This window comes from Falsihalocynthiibacter sp. CO-5D18, assembly GCF_041205445.1.
Taxonomy (GTDB): domain Bacteria; phylum Pseudomonadota; class Alphaproteobacteria; order Rhodobacterales; family Rhodobacteraceae; genus Falsihalocynthiibacter; species Falsihalocynthiibacter arcticus.
In genome coordinates, this window is record NZ_JBGFCF010000006.1 from 100609 (window position 1) to 119684 (window position 19076).

The 19076-nt window shown below is 51.2% G+C and carries 21 protein-coding genes; 11 read left to right on the forward strand and 10 right to left on the reverse strand.

What is annotated here, in order from left to right; all coding sequences use genetic code 11:
* The first annotated feature begins 63 nt into the window (after positions 1-63).
* Entirely contained in the window at positions 64-1515 is a 1452-nt protein-coding gene (locus AB9F27_RS10005; RefSeq protein WP_369757687.1) for a relaxase/mobilization nuclease domain-containing protein, read from the forward strand.
* Positions 1516-1641: 126 nt separating this feature from the next.
* On the opposite strand, the gene AB9F27_RS10010 is transcribed toward AB9F27_RS10005, so the two are convergent.
* From AB9F27_RS10010 to AB9F27_RS10030, 5 genes are all read right to left on the reverse strand, one after another.
* Positions 1642-2685, reverse strand: coding sequence for a restriction endonuclease (locus tag AB9F27_RS10010; RefSeq protein ID WP_369757688.1), 1044 nt, complete (start codon positions 2683-2685; stop codon positions 1642-1644).
* Between the two features lie 98 nt (positions 2686-2783).
* Positions 2784-3074 carry a HigA family addiction module antitoxin gene (locus AB9F27_RS10015; RefSeq protein WP_369757689.1) on the reverse strand — a complete coding sequence of 97 codons (291 nt, stop codon included), beginning with the start codon at positions 3072-3074 and terminating at the stop codon, positions 2784-2786.
* Between the two features lie 12 nt (positions 3075-3086).
* Positions 3087-3368: a type II toxin-antitoxin system RelE/ParE family toxin gene (locus AB9F27_RS10020; protein ID WP_369757690.1), complete on the reverse strand. Its 282-nt coding sequence runs from the start codon at positions 3366-3368 to the stop codon at positions 3087-3089.
* Between the two features lie 160 nt (positions 3369-3528).
* Positions 3529-4662, reverse strand: a complete 1134-nt coding sequence (locus AB9F27_RS10025) for a HigA family addiction module antitoxin (RefSeq protein WP_369757691.1) — start codon at positions 4660-4662, stop codon at positions 3529-3531.
* The gene (locus AB9F27_RS10030) at positions 4659-5177 is read right to left on the reverse strand and encodes a hypothetical protein (RefSeq protein ID WP_369757692.1); all 519 of its coding nucleotides are present in this window, start codon (positions 5175-5177) and stop codon (positions 4659-4661) included. Before AB9F27_RS10030 ends, AB9F27_RS10025 begins: the two co-directional genes overlap by 4 nt.
* Here AB9F27_RS10030 and AB9F27_RS10035 point away from each other — a divergent pair.
* The 6 genes from AB9F27_RS10035 to AB9F27_RS10060 all read left to right on the forward strand — a co-directional run bounded on the left by AB9F27_RS10035 (position 5160) and on the right by AB9F27_RS10060 (position 9327).
* Entirely contained in the window at positions 5160-5381 is a 222-nt protein-coding gene (locus tag AB9F27_RS10035; protein WP_369757693.1) for a DUF2188 domain-containing protein, read from the forward strand. The two genes, AB9F27_RS10030 and AB9F27_RS10035, sit on opposite strands and share 18 nt — an antisense overlap.
* 10 nt (positions 5382-5391) lie before the next feature.
* Positions 5392-5652 (forward strand): multiubiquitin domain-containing protein, encoded by a 261-nt coding sequence (locus AB9F27_RS10040; protein WP_369757694.1) that lies wholly within the window; start codon positions 5392-5394, stop codon positions 5650-5652.
* Positions 5627-6820: a ThiF family adenylyltransferase gene (locus AB9F27_RS10045; protein ID WP_369757695.1), complete on the forward strand. Its 1194-nt coding sequence runs from the start codon at positions 5627-5629 to the stop codon at positions 6818-6820. The genes AB9F27_RS10040 and AB9F27_RS10045 overlap by 26 nt, the downstream gene beginning before the upstream one ends.
* Before the next feature lie 28 nt (positions 6821-6848).
* Positions 6849-7211 (forward strand): DUF6527 family protein, encoded by a 363-nt coding sequence (locus tag AB9F27_RS10050; RefSeq protein WP_369757712.1) that lies wholly within the window; start codon positions 6849-6851, stop codon positions 7209-7211.
* A gap of 219 nt (positions 7212-7430) precedes the next feature.
* Positions 7431-8117 (forward strand): hypothetical protein, encoded by a 687-nt coding sequence (locus tag AB9F27_RS10055; RefSeq protein ID WP_369757696.1) that lies wholly within the window; start codon positions 7431-7433, stop codon positions 8115-8117.
* Positions 8118-8382: 265 nt separating this feature from the next.
* Positions 8383-9327, forward strand: coding sequence for a hypothetical protein (locus AB9F27_RS10060; protein ID WP_369757697.1), 945 nt, complete (start codon positions 8383-8385; stop codon positions 9325-9327).
* Positions 9328-9411: 84 nt separating this feature from the next.
* Here the strand turns inward: AB9F27_RS10060 and AB9F27_RS10065 are convergent, their stop codons facing one another.
* The 3 genes from AB9F27_RS10065 to AB9F27_RS10075 form a co-directional block, all read right to left on the reverse strand.
* Complete coding sequence (locus AB9F27_RS10065; protein WP_369757698.1) at positions 9412-10311, reverse strand: HNH endonuclease; 900 nt, start codon at positions 10309-10311, stop codon at positions 9412-9414.
* A 102-nt stretch (positions 10312-10413) separates the two neighbouring features.
* Complete coding sequence (locus tag AB9F27_RS10070; RefSeq protein ID WP_369757699.1) at positions 10414-10710, reverse strand: hypothetical protein; 297 nt, start codon at positions 10708-10710, stop codon at positions 10414-10416.
* Positions 10711-10714: 4 nt separating this feature from the next.
* The gene (locus AB9F27_RS10075) at positions 10715-11137 is read right to left on the reverse strand and encodes a helix-turn-helix domain-containing protein (protein WP_369757700.1); all 423 of its coding nucleotides are present in this window, start codon (positions 11135-11137) and stop codon (positions 10715-10717) included.
* 154 nt (positions 11138-11291) lie between these two features.
* On the opposite strand from AB9F27_RS10075, the gene AB9F27_RS10080 reads away from it, so the two are divergent.
* The 4 genes from AB9F27_RS10080 (at position 11292) to AB9F27_RS10095 (ending at position 15973) form a co-directional block, all read left to right on the forward strand.
* Positions 11292-11639: a hypothetical protein gene (locus tag AB9F27_RS10080; RefSeq protein ID WP_369757701.1), complete on the forward strand. Its 348-nt coding sequence runs from the start codon at positions 11292-11294 to the stop codon at positions 11637-11639.
* A gap of 53 nt (positions 11640-11692) precedes the next feature.
* Positions 11693-12598 carry a tyrosine-type recombinase/integrase gene (locus tag AB9F27_RS10085; protein WP_369757703.1) on the forward strand — a complete coding sequence of 302 codons (906 nt, stop codon included), beginning with the start codon at positions 11693-11695 and terminating at the stop codon, positions 12596-12598.
* Between the two features lie 1061 nt (positions 12599-13659).
* Positions 13660-14463 (forward strand): alpha/beta hydrolase, encoded by an 804-nt coding sequence (locus AB9F27_RS10090; RefSeq protein WP_335583972.1) that lies wholly within the window; start codon positions 13660-13662, stop codon positions 14461-14463.
* A 172-nt stretch (positions 14464-14635) separates the two neighbouring features.
* Positions 14636-15973 carry an APC family permease gene (locus AB9F27_RS10095; RefSeq protein ID WP_369757704.1) on the forward strand — a complete coding sequence of 446 codons (1338 nt, stop codon included), beginning with the start codon at positions 14636-14638 and terminating at the stop codon, positions 15971-15973.
* A 15-nt stretch (positions 15974-15988) separates the two neighbouring features.
* Here AB9F27_RS10095 and AB9F27_RS10100 read toward each other — a convergent pair whose 3' ends face one another.
* Together AB9F27_RS10100 and AB9F27_RS10105 are read right to left on the reverse strand one after the other, a co-directional pair.
* Positions 15989-18148 (reverse strand): glycoside hydrolase family 99-like domain-containing protein, encoded by a 2160-nt coding sequence (locus tag AB9F27_RS10100; protein WP_335583970.1) that lies wholly within the window; start codon positions 18146-18148, stop codon positions 15989-15991.
* Positions 18149-18258: 110 nt separating this feature from the next.
* Positions 18259-19053: an ABC transporter permease gene (locus AB9F27_RS10105; RefSeq protein ID WP_335583969.1), complete on the reverse strand. Its 795-nt coding sequence runs from the start codon at positions 19051-19053 to the stop codon at positions 18259-18261.
* Between the last annotated feature and the right edge of the window lie 23 nt (positions 19054-19076).

The following is a 19076-nucleotide window of genomic DNA, read 5'->3' on the forward strand; positions in this document are numbered from 1 at the left end:
AAGTTCTTCCGCAACGGCAAAGGCGCGGGGGCTGGTCCGGTCGGCTACCTCGTCGCGGACAAGGTGCTGGCCTACGATTACAACCGCGACCTGATCCGCGATGCAGACGGCCAGCCGATGACGGTCACGCGTGAGCCTTTGCCCGAGGTTCTGCGCGGTAACGCCGACCGCACCGAAGCCCTGATCGATGCCAGCCGCCACCAGTGGACCTATCGCGCGGGCGTAATCAGCTTTGCAGGCACCGACGCCCCGACTGAGGAACAGCAGGCCGAGGTCATGGACGGCTTCGAGCGTCTGGCCTTCGCGGGGCTGGACCCGACGCAATATGAGGTGCTCTGGGTCCGACATAGCCACGAAGACCGTGTCGAGCTTCACTTCTGCACACCGCGCCTGGAACTGACCTCGGGCCGAAGTCTGAACATCGCACCGCCGGGCTATCAAAATGCATTCGACAGCCTGCGCGATGTAATGAACCAAAGCCACGGTTGGGCCGACCCAATGGAGCTAGAGCGCACACAAGAGGTCCGCAACACCATCGAAACCCCAACCCGCGCCCAAGGCCGCGACGAACTGCATGCGTGGCTGCAAGACCAGATCAGCGTCGGCCTGATCACTGACCGCGCCACCATGATCGACGCACTCGCGGACGCTGGCTTCGACCTGCCGCGCGTCGGCAAAGCATACCTTACCGCGCGCGATCCCGACACGGATGAACGCTGGCGTTTGAAAGGAGAGATTTTCCATGAAGACTGGCAAGCCGACCCGGCTGAGCGAGAAGCTGAACGCGGAGCTGGACACGATCCGGCAAGACTACGCCGCCTCGATGGCATCGCAATTGGAGAGCTTCAGGACCGATTTGAACAGTATTGCGACCAACGCGCAGCGTACAATCGAGATCGATACCCGCACCTTTCTGCGACAGAACAAGAGCTGGCTGACGATCTCGCCCTGGCTGATCACGGGGACGTTCTTGGTGGGGATCGTCTCGATGATGGCCGCGAGCTTGCTTTGGACGCTGATGCTGGCGAACTCGGAAATGACGGACTTGGGCCTGACGCGGATCGACAGGGAGGACGGGACGTGGCTGGTGCTGGACCCGGCCAAGACGCGCCTGAGGACCTGCACACTGGGCGGCAGATCAGTGACCTGCATCAAGATCGAGGAGAATTAGATGACGACACCCCTGACAGCCTTGGAACGCGACTTGCTCGCTTGCGTGGAGCGGTTGGTGACGGCCTGCGAGGTCTCAGCAAAGGAATTGAGCGGCTTAGAGGAACGCTCGACGACCAGGATGCAGAGCCAGATGGATGGATTGGCCGCCTGCGTGTCGGTGCTCATTCAATCGCAAACAGCGTCCGTGGCTGCGTTGCACGGCTTGTTGAGCGAGGGCTCGAATTACGGGAAGCTGCGCTCGCAACTCGAGACCAGCTTGAAATTAGCGAAGGACGCCGAAGGGAGGCTGAGACAGAACTAGAAGCGCGGGAGGTCGATATGGACCGGGGGCTGACGCACTAGGGCCAGTTGAGGTCAACATTTTAGACTTAGCAAGCTTTCGCCGTTGTAAATTCTATATCCGTTCTTGCTGACTTTTTCACTGCTTGAGCATCAGGCTTGGTTGACGGATCGAGTCTGTCATCGTCATTAAGTCGGTAGTCCTCTAAAATTCTTCTTGGTAACTTCGCAATTCTTCACTGAACCGTCTCGTTCAAACGTCAATTCTAGCCTCACCTCCTCAGTATCGGCTTGAAATAGCAACACTTCTTCGATTGCATCCGTAGGCCGATGAAAGTTGGTCTTGGAGGCTCGATAAACCAATTTCTCGTCAGGTTGCATCCAGTTTGATATCCAACGTGGCGATCCGTATTCAGCCTTGATCGCCTCTTTGGACATGCTATTTATTCGCTCGAGATGTTCAGATTCAAGCAACCTTACATCTCCACACTCACCGTTTGTTCGCGCCAGAAGAAAATCCACATATTCATTGTAAAGGACTGGCGCAGCGAGAAAAAAAGCGTCAACCGATTTCCGGGGTGAGCCGAAAAACTTCAGCTGTTCTCCGGTATCGATATCTGGTGCCTGTCCACCTGTGATAAATGGGGTTGGTCCTGCTGCCCCGATTAAGCTTGAACTAAGGGAGAAAGCAACGCTCCTAGTCTGCAGAGCGTCAAGATACTCGAATTCACTATCATCCATGTTTTTTTGAGTTTGATAGAATAATTGATTGTAGAAATTGTCGTCATCATCATTGGCCGTTAGCTCGTAGATGCGATCAGAAACAAACATCAAATGGCTAGACACAGTTGCCAGCCAACGATCAAAGAAATGCTCCTGAAACCCCTCCCAATCTAAGAGCAGCAGGTTGGAATTTGATGCTGCTTCGACAGCCCCTTTTTGAAACCCGCGTTTGGAAACAACATATCCAACGTTTGCCCCAGTGTCTGCTACTACAGTACGCAAACCATGAATAACGGACTTCGAAACAGGCCTATTCCAGTGCTTGCATTCGACTATAATTTCTTGATGAGGCTGGCGTGTATCGTCCAAGGCATAAACATCTACTTCGACAGTTCCGCGGACGGTTTTAACAGTCTTGGCACGTACCGCCTTACATCCGATTTCTAACAGTATCTGAAGCACGCGAGCTTCTAAGTTCCGCCAGCTTTTTGGTTCATCATCATAGATCATTGGTAAGGCAACACATATTCGACAACTGAACGCTTCCTATCAAATGCTTGGTCCAATCTATTCAGGAAAAATAACTTGAGCACCGAGTACTGACCACATTAGGCGGCAAAGAGAGGTTCAATGTCGGACACATCGATCTCCTTGGCGGCCAACGCCATGTCGTAATTTGTCTGTAAATTCACCCAATAAGCTGGGGTCGTGTTGAAAACGCGGGCGAGGCGAAGCGCCGTGTCAGGCGTGATCCCCGTGGTGCCCTTGATCAACCGCTCGATGCGCGTCCGAGGCACATCTAGACGCCGCGCAAACGCGATTGCCCCCATGTCCAAGGGATCAAGGTAAAGCTCTTTCAGGACTTCACCAGGGTGCATTGGTTCTTCAAGCAGGCTCATCAGCGTATCCATTCAATGGTAATCGACAATCTCAACATCAGCGGGGCCGTTCGGCGTCCAGACAAAGCAGATGCGCCATTGCCCGTTGATCCGCACAGAGTGTTGTCCAGCCCGGTCCCCTTTCAGTTCTTCCAAGTGGTTGCCGGGTGGAAAGCGTAAATCCTCCACGACAACCGCAGCATCCAGCGCCGTGAGCATCGCCCGCGTACGCTTCACCAAGTCACCGGGGAAGCCTTTGCCGTACTTGCCTTTCACGGCACTGGCTGCGCGCTTGCCCTTCGTGCTTAGTATCATATCAGGCGTGTATCACTAAAAGATTCATGTGTCAAGATATGATACATATTCCAGCGGCCAATAAGTAGTATTCGTCTAATGAATCGTCACTCCGAATAAGGTGAACCGGACAATCACTGGATTAGCAGCGTTCCATCTAAGCTCGATCCAACCCAGAAATTCAGCTGCTTGAGTTGAACTTAATTCGTCTCTTAATTTTTGCCAGCTGCGTTTTATAGCTAATGACATCTTCACGCTGCAATCTCACCAACAATAGCCCAGGATCGACATCGTGCTGGTTCGCGAATTGTGTAAGAGCCTTCGAGCTGAACTTCGGCACATTTGAGCCAAATGTTTCTTTGAACTCAGCAACTACCGATCCCGCAATAATCGTTTCTGCTGAAAATCTGTCAGCGTCGGCCTCAATATCTCTTCCTGCCGTGCCATTGTTGTCTTTGTCGATGAAGACTGACTTCTTGCTATGGTCAAGAATGTGGCAACACTCATGGAAAAATGCGAACCAGACGTTTGCTTCATACCCAAGTCGATCACTCAAGACGATAACAGCTTTATTCTTAGTCGCCCAGTACGCGGCCCCTCTCAGTCCAGTTCGAGGTACAGATGGGATCAGAGCTACAGCCACACCAACTGTCGCACATAGTTTTACCAACTCATCTGATATCGTCTGCCAAGGCTCCTTGGACAAAGTCTTCAGTTGCGGAAGAATTGATCTAAATGCGGCCTCAGAATATGGCGCGGTTTCGATCCGATCTGCTGCAATCTCAGCACCTCTGAGCCAGACAGCAACTCCAAGCGGATCGATGCCGTTATGATTTTGCTGCTTGAACCGGGACAGATCTAGTCGCTCTTGCCAGTGCTGCTCCCACGCCGGAATGCTACTAACGCCAAATGCTTTGAGGATATGATCTACGAGTTCGAATGGATCAGGTTTCTTATCCAGAAGACCAAGCTTCAACATTTCGACCATTGGGAAACGCTTAGCCCAATCCAATGCCATCTTCGAAGACCCAGCTAGTTCCTCCTTTGAGCGAGCTAGCGACAGTTGATGTTTGGCTTCAAGGGCAAGCCAAAAGCCTGCACCCTCTCCTAGGACTCTTTCAAACTGGATCGCCGTTTCCGGTGTTATGGAAACTTTTCCCGAGATAATTTCGCTTATGGCCTTCGTCGGTCGACCTGTCCTACGAGCGAAATCGACTATTTTTATCCCACGCTCATTGAGGAACCGGCGCAGGTATTCGCCAGGAAGTCTTGGAGCGTAATCTGGCCTAAACTCAGTCATTCGTTCTGTCATCATACTGTTCCTCCCACGGAAATGACGTCGATGCTTTCAATGTCGTGCAATTTTTGACCCGTCCGAAATGCCCTGGGTTTGAACAAAACCTGACCCTTTCCTGCCCGACCCACCGAAAATGAGGGTGGAGATTTTTCGGTTACTTGGTCTCTAAGCACCGGAGGTGATGTACTCAAGTCCGCCAAGGTCGGCGCGGCGTCCAAAAAATAAAGCAGGTCTTTAACGCTTTCCGCCGCTTCATCGCCGAGGGCTTTAGTGAGCTCCATCCCGCTGTTGCACAAAGCTCCAACGGATGGAGACTCAAATCCGACCTGCATAAGGGACCCTCGACACTGCCCGACGCCTTGGAGCGCCTTGTTTTCATAACGGGAAGCGTACTTGTTTCGCGCCAGCTTGTCAAAAAATAAAAAATAACGCGATGCGTTACGAAAAAATATTGACGAATCGGAAATCTGTGGAGTAAAAACATAACACGAAGCGTACTTAAAAAGGATAAATAGATGTCTAAGAGAATTCACGTAGTGCCTCACAACGGTGCCTGGGCGACTAGGCGAGAAGGCTCGTCAAGAGTTGGAACCACTCATCAAACTCAAACTGAAGCGACAAGTTCTGCACGCGCGACCGCTGTTCGTGAGCGCGGTGAAGTTGTCATCCATAGGCCAAACGGAAGAATCCGCGACGCCAATTCCTACGGCAATGATCCGTATCCACCAAAAGGCTAGGAGCAAAACCATGAAAGACGGCAAAGAGCAGAAAACTGTAACAATCATAGTCGAGGGCACCCCTCACGAATGGCCCAAGAAGCAGGGAATTACCTATGCGGAGTTGGTTACGCTTGAGGTTCCCGATTATGCCCAACACCCGGAGGTTACCTATTCGGTAAAATTTACCAAGGGCAACGGCAACAAGCCGGCTGGCGTACTTGCTCCTGGCGGCTCGCTCAAAGTGAAGGAAGGCATGATCTTCAATGTTTCAGAAACTGGTCAATCATAACGAAGATATCAGCCGTCTCGTCAGCAAAGGCTACGCAATCGGATGCGATAGCAACTACTTAGTCGTTCGAGACATACCTTACCTCGATGAAAATCTTGATCTGGCTTGGGGGGCAATCGTCGCAAAGCTAGTTGCGGTGGACAAACTTAGATTTGTGCAAGATGACCATCAGGTTTTCTTTGCAGGCGGTGTACCATATGGTATTGATGGTACACTGATCCGGAATTTGGGTGGTGGCCCCTGCATTCTTGCGCTCAGCAGCGCCGCAAATGACATCGTCGTCCAAAGACGTTTTTCAAACAAACCCAAGGTAGCACAGAAATATCTCGATTTTTTCGAGAAAATCGATAGCTACGTCACAATTATTTCTGGCCCTGCGATGTCATTGCACGGAGCGGATCCACTTACTTTCAGGGTGAATGAAGGCTGCGATCCAGGATCTGTTTTCAAAGTTCACGACACGCTGACCAGTCGGGCAGAAATAACCGATTTATCGGAAAGGTTCGGTGAAGATGTAATCGCCGTCATTGGCCTTGGAGGAACGGGTAGTTATCTGTTGGACTTCCTAGTGAAGACACCGGCTAAAGAGATCCGTGCATTCGATTCAGATGTGTTTCATGTCCACAATGCGTTTCGGTCCCCTGGAAGACTTGAAGATCAAGAACTTGGCCGTCCAAAGGCCGAAGTCTATGGAAACAGGTATGAAAATTTCAGGACGGGCTTAACTATTGATGCTGTGTTTATCGATGAGGACACAGCGGATCTGCTTGACGGAGTGACGTTTGCGTTCGTGTGTGTTGATAAAGGATCGTCGCGATCAGAAATCTTCGAGATATTGATTGCCAGAAATATTCCATTCATCGACGTTGGCATGGGGTTGAAGCGCAGAAGTGGGTCTTTGAACGGCATGGCAAGGGTAACTTACTTTGCAGCGGCTTCGAGTAGAGAAACGCTCGCGAAAGGCTTTGCCGAACTTTCGGATAATCCTGATGATCTGTATCGGGCTAACATTCAAATTGGCGAACTGAACGCTCTGAATGCTGCGTTAGCGATTATCCGGTACAAGCAGCTACGCGGATTTTATTTTGATGCGAAGATGTATGAGCACCTCTTGTTTGATCTGAGTGACCTCAGCACAGTTGGAGAAATTCTGCCCGATGAAAACTGAACATTTTACTCTCGAGAAAGTTCACTACATGCCCAAGCAACTTGAGCGGGCCGTATTGTACGTTTCGGCGGAATTTGAGACAGCCGCGCATCTTTGTGCATGTGGATGCGGAGCAAAAGTTAGAACACCACTCGGACCGACTGAATGGGCAATTCGAGAGACTGAAGCCGGCCCAACTGTGCGGCCTTCCATCGGTAATTGGCAACAAGAATGCAGGTCGCATTACCTAATTACAAGAGGCAGTGTGAAATGGGCGGGGCGGTGGAGCGAGGAAAAGGTGCTTGCTGGACGCACTGCCGAGCAGAACCGGCGCGAAGTCTATTTCGAAGAGAATTATCCTGAGCCGAGTATTTCTGGTCGGTTCTGGAACTGGCTAAAGTCCCTTTTCTAGTCTGCCACGATTGCAAAATAGACAAGACGGTAGCCTTCGTGAGATGCTCCAAGTTGTCGCACATCTGATCGACTTCATTCCGGGGGAACTGCAAGGCGGAGGCCTATGATTTTACCAAGCTCCGCAATGGGCCGGATCCTGAAGTTTTGTTGACCCACTGTACTCCATAAGATAAACGGAACAAAACAAGAATGCTCTCAAAGTAAACACAGGTGTACTATGTCGAAAGTCGCATGGTGGGAAAGATGGGATGGCGAACAAACCCACTGGCATAACCTTGATGGTTATTTCAAGCCCATTGTTACACGGTTTTTCATTACCTGGTTTGCCACCGCACCCTTGGTTGCCAGTGTTATCCAAAATTATCCTAGCATGCTCGTGCTACCGTTTGATTGGTGGATTTTATGGCTTGCATCCTTGGCCTATGCGATTGCTTTTGGTATCCACGCATGGAGATGCCCTCAATTCATAAAGCGGTATCCGACCTACCCAGCCTATCAAGCACGCGGGCACTCACCGCGTTGGCTTGTTTGGGAGTTTCATGGATGTTGGACCAGCATTCATACAGTCAGTCGTGAAAAGCTCGAAAATCGCGTGGTTGGAAAGAACTACGCGAAAGAGTCGAGCGAAAATCCAGATTTCCGAAAAGAGCCGCAGGTTTCTGAAAAAGGGACGATATTTCAGTTCCCGCATCTTACGAAAAGTTACGACCTTGCGATTAAGGAAGACGCACCAGAAGAGGTGGTCAGAGACCTCTTTTGGGAAATTTTTGGCAGGTGGACCAGCAGCGGCCCCAAGATGCGCTTGCTCATATGGGGGCTTCTCGCTGTGGCGATGGTTTTGGTCTTTGTAACTGTCCTTCAGGATATTTGTTTCGTACTATCCCTGCTTTGGGTAATAAATTAGAGTGTCATCATACAAATATTATATGGCTCCGACGAGCCAAATGCACTTTTGCAGCGTTCCGTTACGTTTAGACTCGTATAGTAACTGCCAGTTTGGTTGCCAGTATTGCTTTTCAAAAGCGCGCGGAGGTTCGTTTGGTGTAAACGGTGCAACTACGATCAATAATGCACAACTTAGGAAACGGCTACAGCGTGCCGCTGAAGGTAATCCTCGGGGCGCAACCGAAGACTTCATCCAGAGACGAATTCCCGTTCAATTTGGGGGAATGAATGACCCGTTTGGCCCTTCCGAGAGTAAGAAGTCGATCTCGCTTGAGACCTTAAAGGTGCTGGCAGAGTACGATTACCCAACCATAATTAGCACAAAGGGAACTATTCTCGCCAGCGATGAGTACCTTTCGGTCTTAGCTCGGGGAAACTTCTATGTCAGAATTTCGGTTGCAGCAGTTGGCTCAGAGCTAACGTCCAGTCTTGAACCAGGTGTGCCGTCCGTAAACGACCGAATGAACTGCGCTAACAAGATTGCAGCCAAAGGCGTGTCGGTATCGTTGCGATTGCAACCAATTATACCGGACTTTGAGCAAGACGCGGAAAAGCTGATTATTGACGCAGCCAATCATGGTTTCAAACACGTTTCTGTCGAGTATTTGAAGCTACCAGTAGAAACCTCAGCGCATAATTTCGCAAAGCTTCAGCAGACGTTACCCGGAATTCGAAATTTCTACGCCGAGCAAAATGCCGTGCGTGTGGGACGTGAGTTCGTTCTACCAATCGCATTCAAGAAACCCCGCCTCGTCCGCCTGAAAAGAGTTGCCGAACAGCAGGGGTTAGTCTTTGGTTTCGCAGAGAACGAATTGCTTCTGCAGAATGACTTCTCTGCCTGCTGCAACGCGTCCGACTTGTTCTTGCGGGACGCCAATTATTTCAACTTCAACATTGCTGGAATTCTTCGAAAACAAATGCACTCGGGCGACTTCAGGTTCGCCGTGTCGGACAATGAATGGCTGCCAACTCATTCTGTTTTCAGCCATCTTAACTCGAAATCGAGAGTGCCCGTCGGCAACGGTTCCAACCGTGATGCTTGGACAAATTTCCTGAAAGCAAAGTGGAATGCAGGACCTTGGCGCGGCGGACCGTCTAGCTTTGACGGAGTGGTAAATACAGGCTCACTAGATGACGCGGGTAACAGTATTTATCGTTTGAATTATTAACTCGGTTCTTCTTCCGCCAATAACCCTCACCTTAATCAGGCCAAGCTGTCACTCGCTCCAAACATGAATGGCCGTTACGGGTCGTTAATGTTTAAAGCAATTATCTCGGTGCCAAGTTACGAACTCCGTTCTTGGCCGGTTGGCCAGACGCTCAGGCGCCAATAGCTTTCCAGAAGAATTGATCATCGCTGTCACGGCTTCTAGGTCGTTGCTTTGTCTAGACACGAGAATGGAAAGATCATCGGCAAGCCCGACCAAGCCTCTGTCAAACATCCAATGCGCGGTACCGGATAACGCTAACCCATTACTCACGATATCGGGGCCGTCACGGTCGACCGGCCTGATATGGGCTGCCTCAACTTCGGCACGCCCGCCACCATTGATGAGGCGCAGTCCCGTTATCGCGCACCGTTCGCCATAAGCGCGAAGAACATTCTTTCTGAAGTTGCGGTCGCGCACAGCGCGGTTAGTCAATTGGTCGACACGCTCCCGCGCTGTGAGATGCTGAAAGGGTACCTGCGGATCTTGGAAGCCGGGCATCTGGTTTGTCTGATCGACGCGAGGCAGAAAATCATCGTCTTGCCCAAGTCCGCGCTCCACGATCCGAGCGAAATCCTCTGCTGAGAGTCGCCGAACTGCAGCCTGAGCGCGGCCGGAAATATTTCCAAGATCGTTCAGCACGCCTTGCTCGACAATGCCGTCATTATCGCGGAATGGAACCGGATCGCCAAAGTCGAGATAGGTCCCGGGTTCGATTACAGCCAAATACATATCAGCGCTGCGAGGGTCTGCGATGACCTCTTGTACCTTGGCGACAGCGAAGTAGCCTTTGGTGTTTTTCACTTTGGTGGGTTCAAGGTAGACGATCCAGTCGCCTTCGCACTGCTGCACACGCGTCAGGTATTTTTTTGGGAACTGGTATCGTTCCGAAGGGACGTCATCGTAGCCCGAGTCTGTCCGGTGAATGAACACTCCGAACGTCACGCGAATTGGTCTCCCCGGCAGACGAGCTGGAGGCAAGTCTCAATCGCAGTGGGTAGTTCCCAGCACGCCTGAAGAGCTGTGAAACGGCGGTTCGTGTTTTGCTCACTCAGCAATCAAACGCTCCAATTTCTTGCTCGCGAAATGCAAGGTCAGAACTGAGCCTGTCAGCACTGGAACAAGGATGCCCGCCACGGCAACACAGATGATTATGCCTGCTCTGAACCAGGTGAATTCGGTGCCGTAGTCAAAGAAGTTGAAGTGAAGAAAGCCAGCAAGATACAGGGCACTAACGCCCATGTAGATGTTATATAACGGCGACAGTGGGTCAACTGTGGTTCGGTGCGCCCGTTCTAAGACTGCCCGGCGGGTACGCTTCCAGTTTTCGCTCGCTTTTTTCATTTCTCTACTCCCTAACAAGCTCGATCCAAGTGTGAACATCATCATCGGTTACCTCTCGCCCTTCGACGTGTGACTGATACCAGCGGGCGATGATGGCCCCGCGTTTTTCGCTTTTGATCTTGATGGCTTCTTCATTGAGGTGCTGGTCGAGTGAGGTCTCGATCCTCTTGAGCGCGTCGAAGTCATGGGCTGCACGGACCGCTTTGGTTCCCAACAGTATCCACGCTGCGTCCACGTCGAACCGATCAGCCATAGCGACCAGAGCTTCAACCGGCAGGCCGCGCTGGCCCTTTTCGTAGCTGTGATACGCGCGATGTGAGACTCCAATCGCATCGGCCATGGCGGTTTGTGTCAGGCCAACTTCATTGCGCGCAATCGCGAGGCGCGCGCCCATAGAAGTGAAGAGAGACTTAGAATCCTGCGCCATGCAAGTTTTCCTATTGACGAAACCGTCATATCGCGCAAAACTGCACAAAATAACGTAAAGTTACATTCAATTCCATCTGACCACGTCAGAAGGTGCAGAACAAGCGATTCCATGCGTACAGAAAATTCAACCCGAACGGAAAAGGATGACTGAAATGGCAGAGATCGACAAAACAGACAGCTCGCAAATCCTAGGGCTTGGCAAGACGCCAGCACAATGGGTTGAGATCATGGCAGAGCGAGGGATTGAAATTTCCGAACGCACCTTGCGAGAGCGGGCGAATGAGACAGGCGCGTTCTATCGGCTCGGTCGGACAATGCTGATCACGCCCGCACAGATCGATACGATTTTTGAAGGAGGTCAGTCATGCCGCTCGAAATCTACAAAAGGGGTCGGGTTTACTGGGCGAAGGGCTGGGTCGAGTACAACGGCAGGCGTATCGCAGGCCCATACCGGCGAAGCACTAAGGCATCTACAGAAGCAGGCGCACGGGACTGGGTAGCCCGCGAAACAGAGGCACAGATTCACCGATACGTTTTCGGGGATGAACCGCGCATGACCTTCTCTGATGCGATCTTGATCTACAAAGCATCCCCGAAAACGGCAAAGCAGCTTATTCCAATCGTTGAAGAGATTGGCGATCTGCCTTTGTCCGCGATCTCGGGCAGGATGCTCAAGGAACTGGGACCAAGCCTAAAACCAGATGCCTGTACAGACACATGGTGGCGGGAGATTGTCACGCCCGCCAGTGCAGTGATCAACAATGCCCATGACCTGAAGAACACGCCAACGATCCGCGTAAAGTCTTACGACAATTTTGAGCGCATCGCTCAAGACAAGCGGCGTAGCAAACTGAGCCGTGTGGAACGCACCCCAGCGGACAAGGAATGGATCGAGGCGTTTTGTAGCGCAGCTGATCCTTACAATGCTGCGTTGGTGCGGTTCATGTTCGAGACAGCGGCGCGGATTGATCAGGCAGTAACATTGGAGCCTAGTGATCTGAGAACTGCGGAGAATAAGGTGAGACTGAAAGCCCAGAAGGGGCATCCTGAAAGCTGGATCACCGTGTCGCCTCAAATGATGGATGAGCTGATCGCTTTACCGCCAAAGCGTCCTAAAAACCGCAAGACAGGAAGCTTCATGTCCTGCCGTGTCTTTGGTTACGGCAGTTCAACCGGCTACAACAACCGCTGGAAGACGATCTGTAAGCGGGCGGGTATCCAATACCTGTCTGCCCATCCAGCTGGGCGGCATGGCTTTTTCACCGAATTAGTCGTTCGGCAGGGCGTCGATCCAGTCACAGCCGCCAAAGCTGGGCGCTGGTCAGACCCCAATTTGCCGATGCGCATTTATGCCCATGCAGAGACGGATGAGGCCGATGTCAGAGCCCGTTTTCGTACAAACCATGTACAGGAAGACCCTGTACAAACACCCAAACCACCGAAATCAAAGAAGGAATAATGCTATGAACGGTTCCCTCCTAAGGGGCAGGTTGGTGGTTCGAACCCACCCGGGGTCACCAACAAAATCAAGCCAAGACAATCGCTTGAAATCCCATCAACGCGCAGAGAAACATCATAATGTGTTTCGAAAATTTGCACTTTTTCTGTTCATTAGCTGAAAATGAAAACGCCGCGTCTTTTTATAAAGACAGCGGCGTTTGGTCTTCTGAGGCGTACGAAAACTCTCTAGAGGAATGTATCCCAATTTGAGGTATCTCTGCAACATCAATCGGCACACAAGACGAACACAAACGCAGTGCCTAAATGATGGTATTTAGTCAGTCTTTTGGAACTGAATGCACCTTACGGCGATCAGCTTCATGAACACGTCGGCTACCCGACCGGTCGTTTTGTCCCTTACCGCTCGTACAAAATTCTTGTGTTCAGTTGGATTAAGGCGCGCAGCACTGCACTTTAGCAATGCTGGCAAACGTCTACCAGCTTGGATGGGGCATTTCATGCATCCCTATACCCCCCACTGTCTGGTTCCTGAAATTGTCATACCATCCTTCCCCTAGTTGTTGGGAGAACGCGTACGCGGATTAGGCGGCGGTGTTCACCGCGAATTCCTTGGTGAAGTTTATAACTCACAAAGCCGTCGATTTGGGTTCGTGGAAACAGAATTGACACCTTGATGGATCGCCTCTGCCTCACGGGCAACGCTTACCAGCGACCTCGCCCGTGGCAAACAAATCACGGAATTTGGCATTCTGGGACAAAGCATGACTCGCTTTGTAGCGCGGCAGGACAAAAACGGTCCCGCCGGACAATGGACCGAAGATTTGGTAACACAGGTACTCTACAGGGACGGTGCTAGAGGGCGTGGGATGTGCCGATCGATTTTAGCTGCATCGAACGTCCACAGTATCCCCGCTTTTAGGGCGATGCTTCCGCAAAGGTGATTCATTCCTGAAAAAACGATATAGTGAGGTTATTCTTCCTCGCAGGCCTAGCGACAAATTAATGGCCTCTGACACGGTCCAATGTGCTACAAAGCGTCATTCCTAGGGAGGGAGAAAAATGCCTCACGTTGAGCTAAATGGTGCCCATATTCATTTCACCGACACCGGCGGGACTGGCGGCGTAATCGTGTTTTCCCACGGCCTCCTATTTAATGGCGCCATGTTTGAGGAACAAATTGCCAATTTCCAGAAACAATATCGCTGTATTACTTTCGATCACCGCGGCCAGGGGCAGAGTGGTGTGACCAAAGGCGGATACGATATTGACACACTCACCGAAGATGCTGCTGCCCTCATTGAGCATCTTGGGGTCGCGCCTTGTCACTTTGTCGGTTTGAGTATGGGTGGATTTGTTGGCATGCGATTGGCCGCAAAACATCCGGAATTGTTGAAAACGCTCACCCTGCTCGATACCTCCGCGGACCCTGAACCGATCGAGAACGGACCGAAATACCGTATGCTCAATTTTGTTGCCCGCTGGATCGGTTTGTGGGCCGTAACGGGGCGCGTTTTGCCGATCATGTTCGGGCAGACATTCCTGAACGACGCGGCTCGGGTGAAGGAAAAGAAACGGTGGGCGGATGCGATTGCAGGCAATCATCGCATTGGTATATCGCGGGCAGTGTCGGGTGTGATTGAGCGCGATGGCTGTGCCGAACTTCTGAACAATGTTAAATTGCCCGTCGGGATCGGGGTTGGAGAGGAGGATGTAGCCACTGACCTTGAAAAATCTGAACGCCTTCATGCGGCGATTGAGGGGTCGGAACTATTCGTCCTAAAGGGCGCAGGCCATTCTTCTTCAATCGAGACACCAAAATTGGTCAACGACCTCATTGAGCGGACAATAGGCCGTGTGACTTAGGGGGGTCTTTCGGGAGAACTTCCCTTTGTTGCGCTCCTATTGAAACACTGCCGCATTTCTTAATACTTGTGCACGGAAGCGACCTCTCCAATCAAGTGTTTCAGACTAGCTACCTATTTGAATACATTGCAGGATCAAGTTGAGCCCGCATGATTAATGGACACATCACCCAATGCCTAAGACCCCTTTTGAGACAGTAAATCCGGACTCTAAAAAACTTGGAACACTGTCGACCTTGTCGATTGGCCTCGGCGGAATGGTCGGCGGCGGAATCTTTGCTGTAACGGGGTTGACGATTGAGTTGACCAAACAGGCCGCACCACTTGCCTTTGTCATTGCTGGGATTGTGGCCTTGCTGACCAGCTATTCCTATCTGAAATTGACGCTGGCCTATCCGGGCGAGGGCGGCACTGTTGATTTCCTCTGTCGCGGTTTTGGTACGGGTTTATTCACAGGGGCCGCCAATATCCTCCTCCTGCTGAGCTACGTGGTTTTGCTGGCGATTTACGCCTATGCCTTCGGAAGTTATGGCGCGGATCTCTTTCCTCATGAGTCGCAAAATTTCCTGATACATTTATTAACCAGCGGCGTCATAATCGGCCTTGTCGGCTTGAACGTTCTGGCAGCTAAACTCGTCATCAAATCCGAAAACGTGTTCAATATCATCAAAATGGTCCTGTTGGTCGGTTTCATCATTGCGGGTTTCCTCACACCGATGGACTGGACACGATTGGACCCCGTCGGCGCCGTGACGCCCGTCGCTCTCATTGCAGGCAGTATGCTGATTTTTCTGAATTTTGAGGGGTTTGAGCTGATCGCCAATGCTTCCAAAGATGTGGCCGACCCGCGCCGCTCCTTACCGATTGCCTACATTGGCGGAGTGCTCATTGTCATTGTCCTCTATGTCCTGATTGTGAGCGTTGTTTTGGGACATATGAGCCTTGAGCAGGTCGGCGCCAATAGGGACACGGCTCTTTCCGCTGCGGGCCGAGAGGTTCTGGGCAAGAACGGATATATAGCTATAGTCGTGGCCGCCTTAATGGCCACAAGCTCGGCGATCAATGCAACGTTTTTTAGTACAGGTCGCTTAGCCTATGTCATTGCCAAGACGGGGCAGTTGCCTAAGGAAATCGAACGAACAATCAGAAACGAACATTCCGAGGGGGCCATCATTTGCGCGGCTCTGGCACTAATCGTTGCTAATTTCATTCCCCTGCAAGCCATTGCAACAGCGGGCAGCGCCGGTTTTTTGCTCCTGTTTTTCTTCGTGAATGTCGCGAGTGTCCGTTTAGCCAAAGAAACGGGTGCTCGGGCGTGGATATCTGGCCTTGCGGCCTTCACCACTGCGGGAGCCTTGGGTGCGCTATGCTGGAAAGTCGCTGAAAACCCAGCAACACGTAGCCACCTCGTAATTGTAGGCGCGATGATCGTGGCCTCTGTGCTAATCGAGTTTCTTTATCGCTCAGCGACCGGTCGCAAAATCTCCCTCAGACGCCATAAAGCAATCTGATATGGGCAGGTGTTTTTAGCCGAGGCTACGCGGTTTGATATTGCGTTTCGCCGTTTCCAAATATGCAGATCCATAATGCTTACTAGGCTCTAATATGGCGTTTTCGGCCCATTCGTTCCATGCGTTGATAAACAACTCGTTCCGATAGGACCCTTCAAGGCGATGGGCGCGTATCGACTTCAACCAACGATCAAATGATTGCGGGTTGGCCCCATATGCCATATGCGCGGCAGCCCCACGACGTGCGGTATTATCCCAGCTTGGCATAACCCCGGCAATTGTATTGGCAGGGAGGCCACGCACGTAGGATTTCTTCGCGCTGTTTTCAATCACACCGTCATAGCTATAGATAAGGCCTGAAAAAGAGCCTGAATATTCGGAATCAAGACTATCAATTTCGATCAAATCTTTTTCAACGACCATTCCGTGCGGCGGCATTTCAATCCAGAAATCAAAAACGTCTTCGGCGACAGATTGATCGCCCGAAATATGGAACCGTACCGCGCCCAACTCCACTTCACCAATTCCAGAATCGCGCCAAGCTTGCCGCATTAGAGCCACATTTTGAACGGGGTTCGGCATGTCTTCGGGGCGATAAATCACGAATCTTGGGTCGCGACCATTTGGCCGTTGATAGCGAGCGTCCCGCATATATGGGAGGCTGTCCTCGACCAAGCGCTCTTCAAAACCTTCACCATAGGATTGATCCAGAAGGATTTCGCCCGAGAGGCCATCCCAATTGCGCCGCCAGCTTTCGTTGGCCCAACAAAGATAGAATGGGAAGTCAATTTCTGGGGCGTTAAGGAGGTTATTCATCGGCGTTTCTAAGATACGCGTCCGATCAAACCAGTAGTGATAGACACAAAACGCGTCGATTCCGGCATCCTTGGCCAACTCGGCCTGCTGCCCCATGACCGACGGCAATCGCAAATCATAGAACCCTAAATCGGCGGGTAAAACGGGTTGTTGGTGGGTTTTGTACTGGGGTTTCGCAGCGACGGTCGACGTCCATTCGGTAAACCCTTTGCCCCACCATTTGTCATTCATTTCAGTTGGATGGAACTGCGGCAGATAAAAACAGGAGGTAAATTCAGGCAATGGCAATGGGTCAGCAACAGGTCTCGACATGATTTCGGAGGTTTGACGCGTGGTCTGCCCCCCATTTGTAGCCAAGAACCCGACACCGCGTTCAAACGCATGGGCGAGTGTTCCGTCGACCTGGCCCAACTCATATTCGAAATCGTCCTCTGTCAGACGCATCCCCTTTATCATAGACAAGATTTCGGGCTTCAACCAATAAATGGACCCCGCTGGGAATGAAATCCCCTTCTCTGTGATAGGAACTTCGACCCGCGCCAACATCGCTTTTGTCCGCTCGAAATTAGACCCCCACCAGCGCGTTTCGGTAAAATGTTGACCGTCTGCAACAAGGAACCCTGCGGTCTCATCTGCCAAGAATGCATCAGTGATAAGGGACGTATTTTGCCCATCTAGAAGACCCGAAATCAAGTGATCTCGCCATTTTTCGCCATCGGTTCGATGCGGGGATTTCTTGGTATGAAACTTACAAATCGCGGAATAACCGTCCAGAACACTCGAATTCGCGAGATAGACAAAAGGGAAGATATCGCGACCGTGGTTATGCAACTCAAAACAACGCGCAGACGGGAAAGTCGCGCGAATATCGGCGAACATTTCATCCGTTTCACTCGGATCAAAGGTCGCTGTCACAAACAGGTCAAATTCGATATCTAGATCCAACAGACGCGCCTTAAAGTCTGACCACAAGTCATGATAAAACACGTGGATGACGATGGCAAACTTGGCCTTTTGGCCCTCGATCAAGGGTCTGACAACTGCAGTTTTCTTCCCATCTCGCGAGGACGCACCCGGGCGCACAGCAGTCGCACGTCCTTCGTTTTTGCCGCGCTCCAGATAATGCCGCAGGGCCTGTCTATGTTCAGGGCCAATATCTTTATTCAAACGCATGTAATCTCTGGGAGCGAAATCTGGGTTGGGACGCAACCCCAAACTCTCGCCATAAAGCACATAATGCCGTTCAGGGAACCGATGGTAAAAACGATTGATATTACTGTTTGTACGCAAATAGAACCCGCGGTCAAACTCTGGACTGCGCTTCAAAATATTCACGTATTTAACCGCTGACGGCGTCATGAAAGCGACTTTAAAAGAGGCCTTAAACCTCCGCTTTAGTGTCTCAATAGTGTGAAAATCCAAAAGGCCCGTCCCGAAAATTTGCGATGGTGAAAAATTCAGATTTTTCATCAGTCATTGAGAATAGTGCGGTTGTAACGGTTGAGCAAGAGAAGCCCAATGCCAAAAGCCGCGAATGACCCCAAATAGACGTAAAGAGGCTCGATATAACTGCCCTGATAATTCGTGTAAAAGCCGCGCCGCATTTCTCCCACTACATGAACAAGGGGGTTAAATACCAAAAACTCATTAAACGGACGAGGAATTGAGTCAAAAAGAAACAATACCCCAGAAATGATGAGAAGGGGCTTGTTTACAATGGCCCAAGCTTGCCCCCAGATTGGAAACATCGACATAAGAAAACAGTTTAATGTTCCAACCCCAAGCCCCAAGGCTGCCGCCATGCACATCGCGTTGATTATATGAAAGGGATCGAGAATTGGTCGCATATCGCCAAACCAAATAATGCCCCATATCACGAGGGCAAATACCATTATATGGGTCAAACTCGTGAGCAAGAAACGTGCGAGTATGGCATCAAAATAGGTAACCGCCGGATAGCTCAAAAGGGATTTAGAAAACTGAATCGAGGCCGCAACCTTTGATGAGAGGCCGAGATAGAAAACAAAAGGCAAAAAACCGGACGCATAGAAAAGGGGGAAGCTCGTCCCGAGGGGGGGAGCGCGAAATGCCGCGGAGAAGACGATCGACAACAGGGCAATACCCGCGACGGGTTCAAGGATCGCCCAAGCATATCCCCCTGGCGATCGGCCATAGCTGGTCGCCATTTCTCGAAGCAACAATGCGCCAACCGTACGGGCCGTCTTGTGCCTTCTCGCATGCAGGCCTTTCGCGAAGAATGCCACCGATCCACCCTTTTTTGTTCTAT

Coding starts and splice junctions, on each gene's coding strand:
- AB9F27_RS10010 (WP_369757688.1), bottom strand. CDS start 2,685: ATGATCTATGATGATGAACCAAAAAGCTGGCGGAACTTAGAAGCTCGC.
- AB9F27_RS10015 (WP_369757689.1), bottom strand. CDS start 3,074: ATGAGCCTGCTTGAAGAACCAATGCACCCTGGTGAAGTCCTGAAAGAG.
- AB9F27_RS10020 (WP_369757690.1), bottom strand. CDS start 3,368: ATGATACTAAGCACGAAGGGCAAGCGCGCAGCCAGTGCCGTGAAAGGC.
- AB9F27_RS10025 (WP_369757691.1), bottom strand. CDS start 4,662: ATGATGACAGAACGAATGACTGAGTTTAGGCCAGATTACGCTCCAAGA.
- AB9F27_RS10035 (WP_369757693.1), top strand. CDS start 5,160: ATGTCTAAGAGAATTCACGTAGTGCCTCACAACGGTGCCTGGGCGACT.
- AB9F27_RS10040 (WP_369757694.1), top strand. CDS start 5,392: ATGAAAGACGGCAAAGAGCAGAAAACTGTAACAATCATAGTCGAGGGC.
- AB9F27_RS10045 (WP_369757695.1), top strand. CDS start 5,627: ATGTTTCAGAAACTGGTCAATCATAACGAAGATATCAGCCGTCTCGTC.
- AB9F27_RS10050 (WP_369757712.1), top strand. CDS start 6,849: ATGCCCAAGCAACTTGAGCGGGCCGTATTGTACGTTTCGGCGGAATTT.
- AB9F27_RS10055 (WP_369757696.1), top strand. CDS start 7,431: ATGTCGAAAGTCGCATGGTGGGAAAGATGGGATGGCGAACAAACCCAC.
- AB9F27_RS10060 (WP_369757697.1), top strand. CDS start 8,383: ATGAATGACCCGTTTGGCCCTTCCGAGAGTAAGAAGTCGATCTCGCTT.
- AB9F27_RS10070 (WP_369757699.1), bottom strand. CDS start 10,710: ATGAAAAAAGCGAGCGAAAACTGGAAGCGTACCCGCCGGGCAGTCTTA.
- AB9F27_RS10075 (WP_369757700.1), bottom strand. CDS start 11,137: ATGGCGCAGGATTCTAAGTCTCTCTTCACTTCTATGGGCGCGCGCCTC.
- AB9F27_RS10080 (WP_369757701.1), top strand. CDS start 11,292: ATGGCAGAGATCGACAAAACAGACAGCTCGCAAATCCTAGGGCTTGGC.
- AB9F27_RS10085 (WP_369757703.1), top strand. CDS start 11,693: ATGACCTTCTCTGATGCGATCTTGATCTACAAAGCATCCCCGAAAACG.
- AB9F27_RS10090 (WP_335583972.1), top strand. CDS start 13,660: ATGCCTCACGTTGAGCTAAATGGTGCCCATATTCATTTCACCGACACC.
- AB9F27_RS10095 (WP_369757704.1), top strand. CDS start 14,636: ATGCCTAAGACCCCTTTTGAGACAGTAAATCCGGACTCTAAAAAACTT.
- AB9F27_RS10100 (WP_335583970.1), bottom strand. CDS start 18,148: ATGACGCCGTCAGCGGTTAAATACGTGAATATTTTGAAGCGCAGTCCA.